Below are 14,644 nucleotides of genomic sequence, written 5' to 3'. Positions count from 1 at the left end.
CAGCTTGGTACTGGTGCTCAAATTCCTAAACATGGCGCACTGATATCTTTGCCATGACGCAGCGGTTCGGGATTTTGCTTGCCCTGCCGAATATTAGACGGCTGACGCCGGTAGGCATAGGCGGGATTCTCCGGTATCGGCCCGACTTCCCGAGCAACGACCCCGCCTTCATGAAGCTGTGGTCGCAAGTCGACCTGGCGCAATGGAACGGGAAGGCCGGGCAGGAGCCCGTGGCGGTGAAGAAGGAATTCACCTACGCCGATCTTGCGACCGGCGACGACATCATGCGCGAGCACGCCGTCGATTGGCTCAAGACCCACGCCAAAGACGCCAATCCCTTCTTCATGTATCTCTGCTTCCTCAAGGTGCATAACCCGAACAACCCGTCGCCCCGCTTCAAGGGCAAGTCGCCAGGCGGCGGCAATTATCTCGACGCTCTCATGGAGCTCGATGACAATTCGGGCCAGGTGGTGCAGGCGATCCGCGACCTGGGGCTCGCCGAAAACACGCTCGTGGTGTGGACCACCGACAACGGCGCCTGGGTCGATGCTTGGCCCGACGCCGGCTACACGCCGTTTCGCGGCATGAAGGGCTCATCCTTCGAGGGCGGCTTCCGGGTGCCGGCAATCGCCTGGTGGCCGGGCCACATCAAACCCGGCACGGTCAATACCGATATGTGGTCGCACATGGACTGGTGGCCGACCTTCGGCAAGCTCGCGGGTCTCGAGCCTCCGCCGCACGATTGGAAGGACAACGAGGGCAAGCCGATCATCTTCGACGGCATCGACTTGGGCGACTCGCTGCTCGGCATGGGTCCCGGCAAGCGCGACTATTTCATCTATTTCAACGACCAGAGCTTCGGCGGCATTCGCGTAAAGAACTTCAAGGCGCTCTACACCGCCAAGGATACCTGGCTCGGTCAGGACCAGTTCCTGAAGATCCCCGCGCTCTACGACCTGTGGTGGGATCCGGGTGAGCAATACGACATCGTGTTCAACGGAGCCGCGCCCACACGCGGCGACTTCAAATCCTCACCCGGGCGCTATTCGGGCCAGGACAATGGTTGGATCGGGCTCTACATCACCCCGGTCCAGACCCAGTTCTGGGACGAGCTCAAGACGCATCCGAATATCCCCTACAAACCGTTCGGGGCGGGCGCGTACGAGGACATCCCGCCGATCTATCGGTAGCCTGGGGTGAGGTCGGGCGAGGGCGGCCTTAGCGCCGCCCTCGTTGTCCCGGGCGTGCGCCTTTTCGGCGTAAGGTGCGACAAATCGGCCCAAAGTCCGCCTTAAAAGCCGCAGTGGGCCGGAAATAGGACCGCCAAACTGGGGTGCCTAACAGGGGTGCAATTGCCGATTTGCCACCAAAATAAGCAAAATCGACCCCCATTTGGCGCTTTGCCTGCCAAAAGTCTTACGTGTGTTGCCCCCCTGCTCTAGCCCATTGGTATCAATCGGCCTACCCTGTGTATGTCTTGCGAATCATATTTTGCGATGCAACATTAGTTGCGTGAGATGGCTTGGTCGTTTCCGTACGTCCTGCCAGATCCGATTGGAACGGAAATTGAGAGGCAAGCACAGGAACTTAGCCGCCTGTTGATACGGACCAGCGACGTTTGAGGCGTAATCAGGCGCCGCCCGAGTCCGGGGGAAAGAGATCTCTCTTTTCGCGTTGCAACATAGGAGGATGCGTCAAGGGCAATAGTCCAGTCCATCCAGGACTGGGTTCCGTAGCGTTGCTGGTTTGGCAACTCGCATAGGAGGCCCTATCGATGCTGATACACCTCGGGCTGGCAGCACTGGCGAGCTTCGTGCTTGCCGCCCAAGCCGTCAGGCAGCCGCCGACGGCCCCACCCCTGAAATCAGAGTTCGACACGGAAACCGATCGGTCCGGCTCGCTCCAGAGGAGGGCATAGCCATGACCGTGCACATCCCTCCCGTTCTCGTCCTCATCGTGTGCAAGGTCGCCATCGCCGGCGCTCCCGACCAGAATGCCGACATGACCGGCGCGCAGAACCTCGAGTGGGCGACCGAGAACTCGATGATGACCTGCCGGAGGAACGAGGTTCAGCTCTACGATCCGGCTGAAGGCCAGCAGCTCAGCGCCGCCGACGATCCGGCCCCGCCGCTCAATCCCGACTTTTCCGAGAGCGGGCAGTGCGCGCGAGCCGGCATCCAGCTTGCGACCAGTTGGGACCAGGCGCACCGGAACACACCTTGGAGGGTGTGGCGGGTCGGCTGCCCGGCGCCCATCGTGGACCTCAAAACCGGCACCGTGATCGGCTACAAGCTTCCCGAGTGCAGCCATAGAGATACTGTGGTTTGCGAGACGGACAGTGCGATCTAGCTCTGGCGCGAAGGCGGGAAAGCGTCCAGACTAGGCGCTAGCGACAGGAACGGGTCGTCGCACGCGGATGCATGACGATGCCACTCTGGTCGAAAATCCTGGCTGGATTCACGCTGGCCGTTGCTCTCATCGGCTTTGCGGCCTTCAGCGCCTATTCGAAGAGGCTCGGCCCTCTCGTCCAGGAGCACGGCACGACCTATTACAACGGTGAAGGACCCGTCTCGCAGCCGGTCGCCTGCAAGCCCGAGAGCGAGATTCTCGCCGCGATCAAACAGGTGCATGCCAAGTACGACTACCTCACCGGCTCGGATCTCAAGGCGTTCGAGAGCCGCGCGGCGGCAGCCAAAGGGCTTCCTCCGCTCAATATCGACGAGCTCTATGTCATCACCGAGGACGATCAGCTCCGCAACGGAGAGATGGTCCTGTTCATCGGAATCAAGATCGATTGCGTGACGACGGTGTTCGGCCTTCCGGCCCGGCTCTATCACGAGCTCACGGGCAAATCCGAGAACACATAACGCGCGCGCCACCCGTCGTTTGCTCTACAGTGGCGCCATGTCTGTGACAGCCCAGGATCGCCTGCATCATCCATCGCTGCCGGAGGGGCAGTTGCTCTACGCGGTCGGCGATATCCACGGCAGGTCCGATGTTTTGCGGCAGCTGCTCGAGGCCATTGCCGCCGACGCCGCCTCGGCGACCGGCGTCGAGAGGCGGACGCTGGTCTTCCTCGGCGATTACGTCGACCGAGGGCCGGACAGCAAGGGCGTGATCGACATGCTGCTTAAAGAGCTGCCCGAACGATTCGACGCGAATTTCCTCAAGGGCAATCACGAGGCGCTGCTGCTCGGATTTCTCTATGGCGCCACGCCGCTCGAGCATTGGTTGATTAACGGAGGCGAGGCGACCATGGCCTCGTACGGGGTCGATGTCAGTGGGCTCGCCGACTCGCGCGCGAGTGAGGAGGATTGGCGAAGCGCGTTTAGGGATGCCCTGCCGGCGGCGCATCTCGCCTTCTTCAAGAGACTCGAACTCATTTTTCCGGCCGGGGATTATCTGTTCGTGCATGCGGGCCTGAGACCCGGCGTGCCCCTGTCAGCACAACGCGAGGCTGATCTCATCTGGATCCGGGAACCGTTCCTCGATCACACGGGCTCGTTCGGTAAGATCATTGTGCATGGCCATACGCCGGCAAGGGAGCCGGACACGCGGTCAAACCGCATCGGCATCGACACCGGCGCGTGCTTCACGGGAAGGCTGACGGCGCTACGCCTCCAGGGCAATTCGAGGCGCTTCCTGCAAACGTAGGTTGCTTGAGCGATCAGGTCTTGGGCTGTTCGGCGACGAGGCCGCGGAGCCGGTCCCTTAGGCTTCCGCCTGAGCCTGCTCCTCCGGAGCGGCGGCGCTCTCTCCGCGCGGCGAAGCGCTGGGCGATCGAGGCGCGCTGGGGTGCGGCTTCGGCCTCGTCATCGCTTTGCGACCCTTCACCCGGCGCCTTCTCATCCGCTCGCGCCGAGATTTCAGTGTATTCGGCAACGACGACGGCCTGCGCCGGCGGCTCTTCTGCCATCGCCTGTTCGTCGTGGCGGGCGCCGTTTCCGCTCCCATTCGCCGTGTGACGCGCGGGTTCTGCTTCGTGCGGCTCGTCGGGGGCGAGACCGCCGAATTGAGGGAAGGCTTGCGCCACCTCCATCACCATGCGCTGCTGCGGCACGGCGGTTCCTTGCGCGCGCGCGGCGGCAAGAATGTGCTGGGCAAGCCGCGTCATCTCGCGGCGCAGGAAGGCGAATTCCTCGGCGCTCGTCCGCGCGCGATCGAGTTCCTCTCGCGTGCGCGACAGCTCGGCGGCGAGCTTCTGGCTTTCGTTGACGGCGCGCGCATCAACCTTGCCCGAACCGCGCACGCCGCCCGCCTCGAGCGCGACGCGCAGGCGCTCGATGTCGGCGCGCTGGTTGTGCAGTGTGCTGCGCGCGGTCTTGAGTGCCTCAGACTGAGAGGCCACGGTGTTGCGCAGCTCGGCATTCACCGCCTCGAGCTCGGCGAGCGCCTTCTTGGCGGACTTCAACCGGCTATCGAGGTCGGGCAGGCGACGCTTGATGGTCTGCTGCAGGACTCGATTGGCGTTCTCGCCCTCCTGGAGCTTAGATCTTGCGTTGTCCAGTTCGGTCTTGAGCATCTGAATCTCGACCCGGCGCTTGTTTGCCTCGATCAGCTCGCGCGCGGCCTTCTCCTTGGCCTTGTCGAGAGCGACCTCGACCTTGCGGATCTCGATGGCGAATTCGGCGCGAAGCTGGTCCTTGTCGGCCTGGATGTCGACGAGCGACATCGGCATGGTCGCTTCTAGCCTGCGGGTGGTGAGCTTGACGGCGCGATTCCACAGGGGAGGGGCGAGCATGAGCGCAAGCAGGCATCCCAGAAGGAAGCCAAGCGCTCCGAACATCAGCCACTCGATCATCGAAATTCAGCGCTCCTCAGCATCGCCCCTTGGCGTCGCCCAAAGGCGATGCGCATCCGCTGAGCCTAAGCGTAACTTGGTGCCCTTTTTGCGGCGCGGCAATACCCGGACTTCATCCGCGACGCTTCATTAGCGTCAATCTAGAACGGATTCCAGGTGGGCTCGCGGGTATATTTCAGGTAGCCGACGTTGGCGCCCAGCCTTAACCCTACGCCCGAGCTGATGGGAGCGAGCGTCACATGGTCGCCTCCGAGGAAGGTAATGCCCACCCCGCCGATGAAATAGGCCGATCCGTCAACCCCCGCAAAGGTATCGAAAATTTCGCCCGGACTCTGGAGATTGTACACGAGCACCATGGTCTTCGAGCCGTCAGCTCCGAAATCGTAGCCGAGCGATGGCCCCTGCCAATAGACCTTAAAGCTGCCGGCATCCTTGGTGTACAGCGTGCCTTCGCCATAGCGCAGGCCGGCAATGAACGCGCCGCCGGCTTCCTCTCCCAAGATATAGCCGTTGGGACGGCCGGCGCGGTGGAAGGCATATTCTACGACACGGGCAAAACCCATTGAAACCTTGCCGAAAAACCGGCCTCCGGCGTCCTTGATCTCTTCCAGCGTGTAGGTGCCGCTGCCCTGAGTCTCAGGCGCGGTGTAAGGACGGTAAGGCGTTCCGGGGGCCGCATTGCTCTCCGGGACCCCGTTGTAGCCAGGGGGCGCCGAGGCGCTAGGAGCATAGCCGCCGTTGGGTGAGGGCTGAGGGGTGATGACCATGGGCCCGTCGGCCTGAGCCACTGTCAGGGCAGCGCCCTTTGACTCGGGTTGGTCTCCGGCAAGCGCCGCGACCGGAGCCGCGGATAGGGCCGAAAGCAAGGCAATGGAACGCAACACGAATTTCATGACGCGCCCTTTGGCGTTCAAGCGGTCCAAGGGAACAGGCGATTTGAATAAAGTGTTAGCAAGCTGTGGCTAACGAACCGTTGATTTGCCGTTCCCTGAGGATCTTTGTCCGGCCGGAAAGGCGAATCGTCTCAGGCCCCACTCCTCCAGGTTGTAGCCGAAAAGGACTGCGGCGCCAGGCTCTAGCGTAGCACACCGACTAGCGGCCCCAGGCGATGAAGCTCGGGTTGCGCAAGCCTGCGCTCGTCTTGCCGTAGCGGAGCGGTTCGCCGTTCGTGGTGAGCACTTTGCCGCCGGCCGCTTCCAGCACGGCCTGCCCCGCTGCCGTGTCCCATTCCATGGTCGGGCCGAAGCGCGGATAGACATCGGCTTGCCCACGCGCAATCTCGAGGAACTTGACCGATGAGCCCGCGCCTGACCGTTTGGCGATCTTGAGCTTGGCGAGGAAGGCCTCCGTCTCGGGATCGAGATGGGAAAGGCTCACAAGCGCGGTCAGTCCCTCCGGGTCCGCCGTGCGGACTTCGAGCTTCTTTTGCTCAAGCGCCGCGAGGTCGGCGCCAGATGCGCTCGGCGGAAGCTCGGCCTCGATGGCGTGGCCGGGTGCGATCGTCACGGCAAGCAGAGACCGCGCCGGGGCATAGACGAGACCGAAGACCGGGCGGTCATGGTCGATCAGAGCGACGTTCACGGTGAAATCGCTGCGCTTTTTGATGAACTCCTTGGTGCCGTCGAGCGGGTCGACGAGGAAGAAGCGTTCGCCGCACTCGCCCTGCTTCCCGTCCAAAGCCTCCTCCGAGACGATCGGAATGCCGGGCGCGAACTGCTTGAGAGCCGCGACGACGATCGCCTCCGATTGCGTATCGGCGAGCGTCACAGGGCTCGCATCGCCCTTGAGCGTAAACTCGGAAGCGCCGTGAAAATACCGCATGATCGCGGCACCCGCGCGCGCGGCGGTATCGGTGAGGACTGCCGCCGCCTTGGCAAAATCGAACGGGGCGCTTTGTCCGGTCATTGTGTGTCTTGAGGCTGACAAGGCAGAATACTCGCGAAGTGATTCGCTCTCCCGGTCGTGTCCCACGCTGCACGCGCAGCCTTTCCGAGGGAACGCGTCACTCCTGTAGCAGAAATTCACATGCGGGCCACTCCGCTCGACGGGCGGAAGGCGAAGGAGGGGGCCATGACCGAGTCTGCGGCAATCGGCAATCTCGATCTTGCGGCGCTGGTTTCGAGCCGCATTTGCCACGACGTGATCAACCCGGTGGCGGCGATCGCCAACGGACTGGAGATGCTCGGCGAGGAGCAGGACCAGGGGATGCGCGATGCGGCCATGGACCTGATCCGCAAGAGCGCGGCCCAAGCCTCGGCCAAATTGCAATTCGCACGGCTCGCGTTCGGCGCAGCGGGATCGGCCGGAGCCGAGATCGATCTTCGCGATGCCGAGAAAGTGTCGCGCGAGTTCGTGCAGGGAAGCGGCAAGCACCAGCTTGCCTGGCAGGGGCCTGCGGTCACCCTGCCGAAGAACAAGGTCAAGCTCCTGCTCAATCTCGTAGCCCTCGGGGTCGTGGCGCTGCCGCGCGGCGGGGTGGTCAGTGCCGCCATCGATGGCACCCCGCCGGACGTTAGCTTCACGGTCACCGCCAAGGGCGACTCGGCGCGGCTGACCGACCAGGTCAAGAGCCTGCTCCTTGGCGGCAATGGGGTGACGATCGATTCGCACTCGATCCAGCCTTATTACGCAAGGCTCGTCGCGGCCGCCTCGGGCATGACGGTGATGGCGGAGGCGGCAGTCGGAGAGGTCGTGTTCAAGGCGGCCTGAGCCTTACAAATCGGTCGCCCCAAGGCCGCTTTCTCGTTCTGGTCAACGGAACGTAAACCAGGTCGGCCGACAATCCCTGAAACGTGGCTTGAGGGGGCTTGGGCGCACGCGCCATGCCGCGCGCCGGGATCGATTCATGGACGAGCTCTTGGGTGAATTCCTGACCGAGACCAGCGAGGGTCTCGACCAGCTCAACCTTGAGTTGGTTCGCTTCGAGCAGGACCCGAACAATGCCGAGATGCTCAACACCATTTTCCGGCTGGTACACACGGTCAAAGGCACGTGCGGGTTTCTCGGCCTGACGCGGCTCGCCAAGCTCGCCCACGCTGCCGAAACGCTGATGGGGCAGTATCGCGACGGCGCTCCCGTCACCGTCGAAGGCGTAAGCCTCATCCTCGAAAGCATCGACCGCATCAAGCTCATCCTCGAAGGTCTCGAGCGCGATGGTGTCGAACCCAGGGGCTCGGACGCAGAGCTGATCGGCAAACTGCAGGCGCTTGCGATTGCGGGCGACCCCAGTATGACTCCGGTTCATTTCGGCGATGAGGACCGCGGTCTTCATGCGGTCGGCGCGGGCCTCGACGAGCTCGAGCGCGCCTGGCGCGAAACGCCGGGGCCCGACCTCGAGCAACCAAAAGGACCCGGGCCGGGAGACGCTCCTGCCGGGGGGAACGCCAAGGATAGCCAAGCGCGTGCGCAGACGGTCCGCGTTTCTGTCGACACGCTCGAACACCTGATGACGACGGTGAGCGAGCTCGTGCTCACGCGCAATCAGCTGCTCGACATCGTGCGCCGTACCGGCGACAGCGAGTTCAAGGTGCCTCTGCAACGCCTCTCCAATGTCACCGCCGAGCTGCAGGACGGCATCATGAAGGCCCGCATGCAGCCGATCGCCAATGCTTGGCAGAAGCTGCCGCGACTCGTGCGCGAGCTTTCGCTCGAGCTCGACAAGAAGATCGAGCTCGACATGACGGGCGGAAACACCGAACTCGACCGGCAGGTGCTTGAGATGATCAAGGACCCGCTCACTCACATGATTCGCAATTCGGCGGATCACGGCATCGAAACGCCAGCCGAGCGGCTGAGGGCGGGCAAGCCGGAGGTCGGCCGGATCAAGCTCAGCGCCTATCAGCAGGGCGGCTACATCGTCATCGAGGTGGCCGACGACGGGCGCGGGCTCGACGCGCAGAGGATCCGCGCCAAGGCGCACGAGAACGGCCTTGCCACGCTCGCCGAACTCGACCGCCTGAACGACAACGACATCTTCAAGTTCATTTTCCGGCCGGGATTCTCTACGGCGAGCGCAGTGAGCGGCGTCTCGGGCCGCGGCGTCGGTATGGACGTCGTGCGCAACAATATCGAGGTGATCGGCGGAACCGTCGAGCTCAAGTCGACCTCGCGCGCCGGCACGGCGTTCATCATCAAAATCCCGCTGACGCTCGCCATCATGGCGGCGCTGATCGTCGAGGCGGCGGGCCATCGCTTCGCCATCCCGCAATTCAGCGTGGTCGAACTGGTGCGCGCCGGCAATGCCTCGGGTCATCAGGTCGAGGTGATCAACGACACGGCCGTGCTGCGGCTGCGCGACAAGCTCCTACCGCTGCTCGACCTCGCGAAGCTGTTGCAGCTCGAGGGCGCGAGCGAGACGCTCGACCGCCTCGCCCACACGCTCTCGACCGTCGTCGTGATGCAGATCGGCGCGCGATTGTTCGGCGTCGTGGTGGACAGCGTGTTCCGCACCGAGGAGATCGTGGTGAAGCCGATGTCGAGCCTGCTGCGGCAGGTGAACCTGTTCTCAGGCAATACGATCCTCGGCGATGGAAGCGTGATCATGATCATCGATCCCAACGCGCTTGGGGCGAGCCTGGGATCGATCGAGGCGCAAGCGGAGACGAGCCAGGCGTCGGTCGACGCGGCCAAAGCCGCGGATGTGGCGAAGACGGCGCTCCTCTTGTTCAGGGCCGGATCGCCGGCGCTCAAGGCCATCCCGCTTTCGCTCGTCACCAGGCTCGAGGAAATCCCGCACGACGTCATCGAGCAGTGTAATGGCGAGGCCGTCGTCCAATATCGCGGCGCGCTCATGCCGCTCGCCTATGTCGGGTCTCCAGCCGCGCGCAGCGATGGCGTGCAGCCTGTCGTGGTGTTCGCCGAGGGCGATCTCCATGTCGGGCTCGCCGTCGACGAAATCGTGGACATCGTCGAGGAGCGACTCGCCATCGAGCTCGAAGCGGACGCACCCGGGATCGTCGGGGCGGCAATCGTCAAGGGCAAGGCGGTCGAGATCATCGACGTCTCGCACTATCTCGGTCATGTGCTCGGCAAGCGTCTCGCCGGCAAATGCGAAGAGGAGAAACGAACGGCGAAGCTTCTGCTTATCGACGACAGCCAGTTCTTCCGCAGCATGTTGGAGCCGCTGCTGGCCGCGAGGGGCTACGAGGTGACGCTGGCCGCTTCCGCCGCGGAGGCGCTCGCCGTGAAGGAGAAAGGCGCGCGTTTCGATCTCATCGTCTGCGATCTCGACATGCCGGGCATGGACGGGCTCGCCCTTGCCGCGCGTCTCAAGGACGACCCCGCGTGGGGCGGGACGCCGCTTATCGCGCTCTGCTCGCACGCCGACCCGCGGCTCACCGAGCGCTGCCGGAGGGCGGGCTTTGTGGGCCATGTCGGCAAGTTCGACCGCCCGTCTTTACTCGAGGCGATCGCGCAATGCTGCGCACAGTGGGGGGCAGCGGCATGAGTGCAATGGAAGAGTTCGACCAGTCAAGCCAGGGCTACGTCACGGTGGTGACGGCAGGTCAGTTGTTCGGCTTGCGACTCGAGCATGTGCGCGACGTGTTCGTGCCACGCGGACTATCGAAGGTTCCGCTCGCGCCGCCGGAGGTCGCCGGGCTCCTCAACTTGCGCGGCCGCATCGTCACGGCGATCGATCTCCGCCGGAGGCTCGGCCTCCCGCCACGCGAGGACGGCGCGGCGCCGATCGCGGTCGGCATGGAGCAGCGGGGCGAGCTTTACGGTCTCATTGCCGACCGTGCCGGCGATGTGCTGCATCTGAAACGATCCACCTATGAGGCAAATCCCGTCAATCTCGATCGGCGCTGGGCGCATGTCTGTTCCGGCGTGCACCGACTCGAGCGCGATCTCATGGTGGTGCTCGATGTGGAGAAGGTGCTCGATTTCAATCAATTCGGCGTGGCCGTCTGACCGATTGAAGGCCCACGCCGCGGAGGAAGAACGCATGAAACACTGCCTGGTGGTCGACGACAGCGCCGTGATCCGAAAAGTGGCACGGCGCATTCTCGAGGAGCTCAGCTTCTCATCCGCGGAGGCGGAAAACGGACGCGACGCGCTCGATCAATGCAGCAAGTCCATGCCGGACGCGGTCCTGCTCGACTGGAATATGCCGGTAATGGACGGCATCTCCTTTCTCGTGGCGCTGCGCAAGGAGCGCGGCGGCAACCAGCCCAAAGTAATCTTGTGTACCACCGAGAACGACGTCGAGCACATCGCGCGCGCCATCAAGGCCGGGGCCAACGAATACATCATGAAGCCCTTCGACCGCGATATCATCGAAGCGAAATTCCATGAAGTGGGGTTGATCTGAAGCCGCCCGCAACCATGACTTATCAAGCCGCGATCATGGCTCCGTTAGCGTCCGCCGCGAGCGAGCTGCCCGAGGGCGAAGGACCCATCAGGGTCATGATCGTCGACGATTCAGCGGTCGTGCGCGGGTTGGTGTCGCGCTGGCTCGAAGAGACACCGGGCATCGATGTGGTCGCGCGGCACGCCAACGGCAAACTGGCCGTTGCCGACGTGGCGCGAAGTGCCCCCGATATCGTTCTGCTCGACGTTGAGATGCCGGTGATGGACGGTCTGGAGGCGCTGCCGCTTCTGCTCGAGGCACGGCCTTCCCTCAAGGTGCTGATGGTCTCGACGCTCACCAGGCGCAACGCCGAAATCAGCTTCAAGGCCCTGTCGCTTGGCGCCATCGATTACGTGCCGAAGCCCGATTCCAACTTCCAACTTTCCTTGTCGTCGGATTTTCGCGGGGAGGTAATCCGCAAGGTCAAGGCGTTTGGCCGCACGCGGCCGCACCGCGCTCCTCGCGGGGCCCCGGCGCAACAATTGCCGGGCGAGGGCGCGACCGCCGCGACGAGCCCGAAGGTCGCCTTCTCGTACCGGGAGTATTCGCTTGTTCCCCCACGCGTGATCGCGATCGGAAGTTCGACCGGGGGACCGCAGGTGCTTGGCACGGTGCTTGCGGCGCTATCGCCCGCCTTGTCTCTCGTCCCGGTGCTCATCGCCCAGCACATGCCGCCGGTGTTCACCGGCATCCTCGCCGAGAGACTGAGCAAGGCCACGGGCCGGGAAGCAAAGGAGGGGGAGCATGGCGAGCCGGTAAGACCCGGCACGATCTACATCGCCCCAGGCGGCCATCATATGACGGTCCTGCGCCACGCGAGCCCTTTGCTGCGCATCGGCAACGAGCCGCCGGTGCATTTCTGCCGGCCTGCTGTCGATCCCTTATTCAGGAGCGTCGCCGACACGTTCGGCCCGGCCGCGCTCGGCATTGTGCTGACCGGCATGGGTTATGACGGCGCGGCGGGAGCGCGGCGCATCGCCGATGCGGGCGGAAGCGTGATCGCTCAGGATGAGGGGTCGAGCGTTGTATGGGGAATGCCGGCGGCCGCGGCGTCGGTTGGCGCCTGTGCCGCGGTGCTGCCGCCACGCGACATCGCCGAGACCGCGGCAAAGCTCGTGCGAGGGATGCGGCCATGAAGGCGCACGAATTTCTCCTGTTGCGCAGGATCATCAAGGATCAGTCCGGTTTCAATCTCGGCCCGGACAAGCAGGACATGCTCGAGGCGAGACTGAGGCCTCTGCTCAAGGACTATGGGCACCCGTCGATCGCCCATTTCACCCTTGCCGCCTTGAAGCCGGACGCGTACCGTTTGCGCGCGCGGCTCGCCCAGGCGGCTTCGATCCAGGAATCCTACTTCTTCCGCGACAAGGTTCCGTTCCACTATTTCATCGACGCGATGCTGCCGCGGCTGATGGCAAGGCGCCAGTCCTCGCGCCATGTCAGGATCTGGTGCGCTGCGGCGGCGACGGGACAGGAGCCTTACTCGCTCGCGATCGAGGTTGCCGAGCGCGAGGCGCAGCTTCAAGGATGGACGTTCGAGATCATCGCCACCGATTTCGTCGAGGAGGCGCTGGAGAAAGCGCGCCAGGGCGTCTACAGCCAGTTCGAGGTGCAAAGAGGCCTGCCCGTGTCTCTGCTCGTCAAATATTTCAAGAAGATCGAGAAGGGGTGGGAGATCAGGGCCGATATCCGCCGGCGGGTCGCCTTCGCAACCCATAACCTGCTCCACGATTGCCGCGAGCTGGGGCGTTTCGACATCATCTTCTGCCGTAACGTGCTGCTCTATCTCGACGACGAGGTTAAGCGCGCGGTTCTAGCTCGGCTGGCCGCCCAGCTCGCGCCTGATGGCTATCTCGTGCTCGGCGCGGCCGAGACGACGACGGGAGCAAGCTTGGATTTTGCGCCCGTGCCGGAGCGCCATCACGGTATCTTCTGCTTCACGCCGGCCGCTCGCGCCCGCGAAGAAGCGCGGCGGTTAAGGGCCGAGACATCCTCCGCCTCGTTCTTGCAGGCCTACGCCGCGTCCCGATAGCAAAATGGCCGGAGGGATGTCCGGCCATTCCGCATTTGAGTGCTTCTTCTGAGGGGACTTTACGCCGCTTCGGACTCGTCTTCGGGGTTGCGCAGCACGTAGCCGCGGCCCCACACGGTCTCGATATAGTGCTTCCCGCCGGTAGCAGCCGCGAGCTTCTTCCTGAGCTTGCAGATGAAGACGTCGATGATCTTGAGCTCGGGCTCGTCCATGCCGCCATAGAGATGGTTCAAGAACATCTCCTTGGTCAGCGTAGTGCCTTTGCGGAGCGAGAGCAGCTCGAGCATCTGATATTCCTTGCCGGTCAGATGCACGCGCTGGCCGTTAACGTCCACGGTCTTGGTGTCGAGATTGACCTTGAGACCGCCGGTCTGGATCACCGACTGGGCGTGGCCCTTCGACCGCCGCACGATGGCGTGGATGCGGGCGACGAGCTCGTCCTTGTGGAAGGGTTTGGTCATGTAATCGTCGGCGCCGAAGCCGAGACCCCTGACCTTGTCCTCGATGCCGGCGAGACCGGAGAGGATCAGGATCGGGGTTTGCACCTTGCTCACCCTCAAGGTTTTCAGGACCTCGTACCCGCTCATGTCGGGGAGGTTAAGGTCGAGCAATATAATGTCGTAGTCGTAGATCTTACCGAGGTCGACGCCCTCTTCTCCGAGGTCCGTCTTATAGACGTTGAAGCCCTCGGATTGCAGCATCAGCTCGATGCTTTGCGCGGTGGCGCTATCGTCCTCGATCAGAAGAACCCGCATGTCTAATCCCCCGTCATCAGCCAGTTCGGCCTTTTCCCCTGACCCATAACGCGACGCCCATTTGGTTAATTCGAATCAACAAATTAACGGTCAATAGTTAACAAAAGCTAAGCCCGAGGCGAATTGCTAACCGTTCGATTTCTCGGCCCCCTAACTCCATCGGTTAAATGCCACCCATATGGTTTACCGCCCCTTAAGCCCTGTCGGCGATGATCGGCGGCGAGGGCAGGGGGGTCGGTCCAGGAAGCGTTTGGCCGTCTCGAGAGGCGCAAAATGCCGAGTCTGTTCAAGCACATGGACGGCATCGTCGGCGCCCGGCGGGCATGCGAACCTTTGGACCGGGCTGCCACTCCAATGGCGCACGGCCAGCCGTAGCACGTGGCCGCTGCGGCGTTATGCGCCTGGCATAATTATTGAATCCACCGTTACGGGGTCTGAGTAGCGTTTGAGGGTATGAGCACAATGAAGTCACGAGACGCAGTCATCCGCCTGAAGCGCTTCGAGGTCGAAGAAAAGCGCCGCAAGGTGGCCGAAATCGAGACCATGATCGGCGAATTCAGCCATATGGCGGCCGATCTCGACCGGCAGATCGCGATCGAGCAGGAGCGGGCCGGGATCTCCGACGTCAATCATTACGCCTATCCGACCTTCGCCAAGGCGGCACTCCAGAGACGCAACAATCTGACGGCTTCGGCGCAAGGGCTCGA

At 63.3% G+C, this 14,644-nt stretch carries 14 protein-coding genes and 1 pseudogene; 11 read left to right on the top strand and 4 right to left on the bottom strand.

Features of this window, described 5'->3' with window-relative positions:
* Positions 1–53: 53 nt before the first annotated feature.
* From VFB18_RS05715 to VFB18_RS05700, 4 genes are all read left to right on the top strand, one after another.
* The gene (locus tag VFB18_RS05715) at positions 54–1,190 is read left to right on the top strand and encodes a sulfatase-like hydrolase/transferase (protein WP_324972079.1); all 1,137 of its coding nucleotides are present in this window, start codon (positions 54–56) and stop codon (positions 1,188–1,190) included.
* Positions 1,191–1,920: 730 nt separating this feature from the next.
* The gene (locus tag VFB18_RS05710; RefSeq protein ID WP_324972077.1) at positions 1,921–2,349 is read left to right on the top strand and encodes a hypothetical protein; all 429 of its coding nucleotides are present in this window, start codon (positions 1,921–1,923) and stop codon (positions 2,347–2,349) included.
* Between the two features lie 71 nt (positions 2,350–2,420).
* Positions 2,421–2,867: a hypothetical protein gene (locus tag VFB18_RS05705; RefSeq protein WP_324972074.1), complete on the top strand. Its 447-nt coding sequence runs from the start codon at positions 2,421–2,423 to the stop codon at positions 2,865–2,867.
* Between the two features lie 37 nt (positions 2,868–2,904).
* A complete protein-coding gene (locus VFB18_RS05700; RefSeq protein ID WP_324972071.1) occupies positions 2,905–3,654 on the top strand; it encodes a metallophosphoesterase family protein in 750 nt (249 codons plus the stop codon).
* Positions 3,655–3,667: 13 nt separating this feature from the next.
* On the opposite strand, the gene VFB18_RS05695 is transcribed toward VFB18_RS05700, so the two are convergent.
* The 3 genes from VFB18_RS05695 to cysQ form a co-directional block, all read right to left on the bottom strand.
* Entirely contained in the window at positions 3,668–4,801 is a 1,134-nt protein-coding gene (locus VFB18_RS05695; protein ID WP_324972068.1) for a hypothetical protein, read from the bottom strand.
* A gap of 140 nt (positions 4,802–4,941) precedes the next feature.
* Positions 4,942–5,694 (bottom strand): DUF1134 domain-containing protein, encoded by a 753-nt coding sequence (locus tag VFB18_RS05690; protein WP_324972065.1) that lies wholly within the window; start codon positions 5,692–5,694, stop codon positions 4,942–4,944.
* A gap of 199 nt (positions 5,695–5,893) precedes the next feature.
* Entirely contained in the window at positions 5,894–6,706 is an 813-nt protein-coding gene (cysQ, locus tag VFB18_RS05685; RefSeq protein WP_324972061.1) for a 3'(2'),5'-bisphosphate nucleotidase CysQ, read from the bottom strand.
* 120 nt (positions 6,707–6,826) lie between these two features.
* Between cysQ and chpT the strand changes: the two genes are divergently transcribed.
* From chpT to VFB18_RS05655, 6 genes are all read left to right on the top strand, one after another.
* A complete protein-coding gene (gene chpT / locus VFB18_RS05680; protein WP_324972058.1) occupies positions 6,827–7,510 on the top strand; it encodes a histidine phosphotransferase ChpT in 684 nt (227 codons plus the stop codon).
* A 136-nt stretch (positions 7,511–7,646) separates the two neighbouring features.
* Positions 7,647–10,247, top strand: coding sequence for a chemotaxis protein CheW (locus tag VFB18_RS05675; protein ID WP_324972055.1), 2,601 nt, complete (start codon positions 7,647–7,649; stop codon positions 10,245–10,247).
* A complete protein-coding gene (locus VFB18_RS05670; protein ID WP_324972052.1) occupies positions 10,244–10,711 on the top strand; it encodes a chemotaxis protein CheW in 468 nt (155 codons plus the stop codon). Before VFB18_RS05675 ends, VFB18_RS05670 begins: the two co-directional genes overlap by 4 nt.
* A gap of 34 nt (positions 10,712–10,745) precedes the next feature.
* A complete protein-coding gene (locus VFB18_RS05665) occupies positions 10,746–11,111 on the top strand; it encodes a response regulator (RefSeq protein WP_324972050.1) in 366 nt (121 codons plus the stop codon).
* A gap of 35 nt (positions 11,112–11,146) precedes the next feature.
* Positions 11,147–12,286: a chemotaxis response regulator protein-glutamate methylesterase gene (locus VFB18_RS05660; protein ID WP_324972048.1), complete on the top strand. Its 1,140-nt coding sequence runs from the start codon at positions 11,147–11,149 to the stop codon at positions 12,284–12,286.
* Positions 12,283–13,182, top strand: coding sequence for a CheR family methyltransferase (locus VFB18_RS05655; protein ID WP_324972045.1), 900 nt, complete (start codon positions 12,283–12,285; stop codon positions 13,180–13,182). Before VFB18_RS05660 ends, VFB18_RS05655 begins: the two co-directional genes overlap by 4 nt.
* Before the next feature lie 59 nt (positions 13,183–13,241).
* Here VFB18_RS05655 and ctrA read toward each other — a convergent pair whose 3' ends face one another.
* On the bottom strand, positions 13,242–13,937 hold the full coding sequence (ctrA, locus tag VFB18_RS05650; RefSeq protein WP_324972042.1) for a response regulator transcription factor CtrA: 696 nt from the start codon (positions 13,935–13,937) through the stop codon (positions 13,242–13,244).
* A 462-nt stretch (positions 13,938–14,399) separates the two neighbouring features.
* On the opposite strand from ctrA, the pseudogene VFB18_RS05645 reads away from it, so the two are divergent.
* A pseudogene (locus tag VFB18_RS05645) lies at positions 14,400–14,644 on the top strand (flagellar export protein FliJ); the annotation flags it as partial.

It is taken from the genome of Methyloceanibacter sp. (assembly GCF_035650995.1).
Taxonomy (GTDB): Bacteria; Pseudomonadota; Alphaproteobacteria; order Rhizobiales; family Methyloligellaceae; genus Methyloceanibacter.
This window is presented reverse-complemented; position numbering and strand designations above follow the sequence as displayed.

Excerpts from the sequence above, each read along its gene's own strand:
- cysQ (WP_324972061.1), bottom strand. The coding sequence starts at position 6,706 with ATGACCGGACAAAGCGCCCCGTTCGATTTTGCCAAGGCGGCGGCAGTC.
- ctrA (WP_324972042.1), bottom strand. The coding sequence starts at position 13,937 with ATGCGGGTTCTTCTGATCGAGGACGATAGCGCCACCGCGCAAAGCATC.
- VFB18_RS05715 (WP_324972079.1), top strand. The coding sequence starts at position 54 with ATGACGCAGCGGTTCGGGATTTTGCTTGCCCTGCCGAATATTAGACGG.
- VFB18_RS05655 (WP_324972045.1), top strand. The coding sequence starts at position 12,283 with ATGAAGGCGCACGAATTTCTCCTGTTGCGCAGGATCATCAAGGATCAG.
- VFB18_RS05695 (WP_324972068.1), bottom strand. The coding sequence starts at position 4,801 with ATGATCGAGTGGCTGATGTTCGGAGCGCTTGGCTTCCTTCTGGGATGC.
- VFB18_RS05675 (WP_324972055.1), top strand. The coding sequence starts at position 7,647 with ATGGACGAGCTCTTGGGTGAATTCCTGACCGAGACCAGCGAGGGTCTC.
- VFB18_RS05660 (WP_324972048.1), top strand. The coding sequence starts at position 11,147 with ATGGCTCCGTTAGCGTCCGCCGCGAGCGAGCTGCCCGAGGGCGAAGGA.
- VFB18_RS05705 (WP_324972074.1), top strand. The coding sequence starts at position 2,421 with ATGACGATGCCACTCTGGTCGAAAATCCTGGCTGGATTCACGCTGGCC.
- VFB18_RS05690 (WP_324972065.1), bottom strand. The coding sequence starts at position 5,694 with ATGAAATTCGTGTTGCGTTCCATTGCCTTGCTTTCGGCCCTATCCGCG.
- VFB18_RS05665 (WP_324972050.1), top strand. The coding sequence starts at position 10,746 with ATGAAACACTGCCTGGTGGTCGACGACAGCGCCGTGATCCGAAAAGTG.
- chpT (WP_324972058.1), top strand. The coding sequence starts at position 6,827 with ATGCGGGCCACTCCGCTCGACGGGCGGAAGGCGAAGGAGGGGGCCATG.
- VFB18_RS05700 (WP_324972071.1), top strand. The coding sequence starts at position 2,905 with ATGTCTGTGACAGCCCAGGATCGCCTGCATCATCCATCGCTGCCGGAG.
- VFB18_RS05670 (WP_324972052.1), top strand. The coding sequence starts at position 10,244 with ATGAGTGCAATGGAAGAGTTCGACCAGTCAAGCCAGGGCTACGTCACG.
- VFB18_RS05710 (WP_324972077.1), top strand. The coding sequence starts at position 1,921 with ATGACCGTGCACATCCCTCCCGTTCTCGTCCTCATCGTGTGCAAGGTC.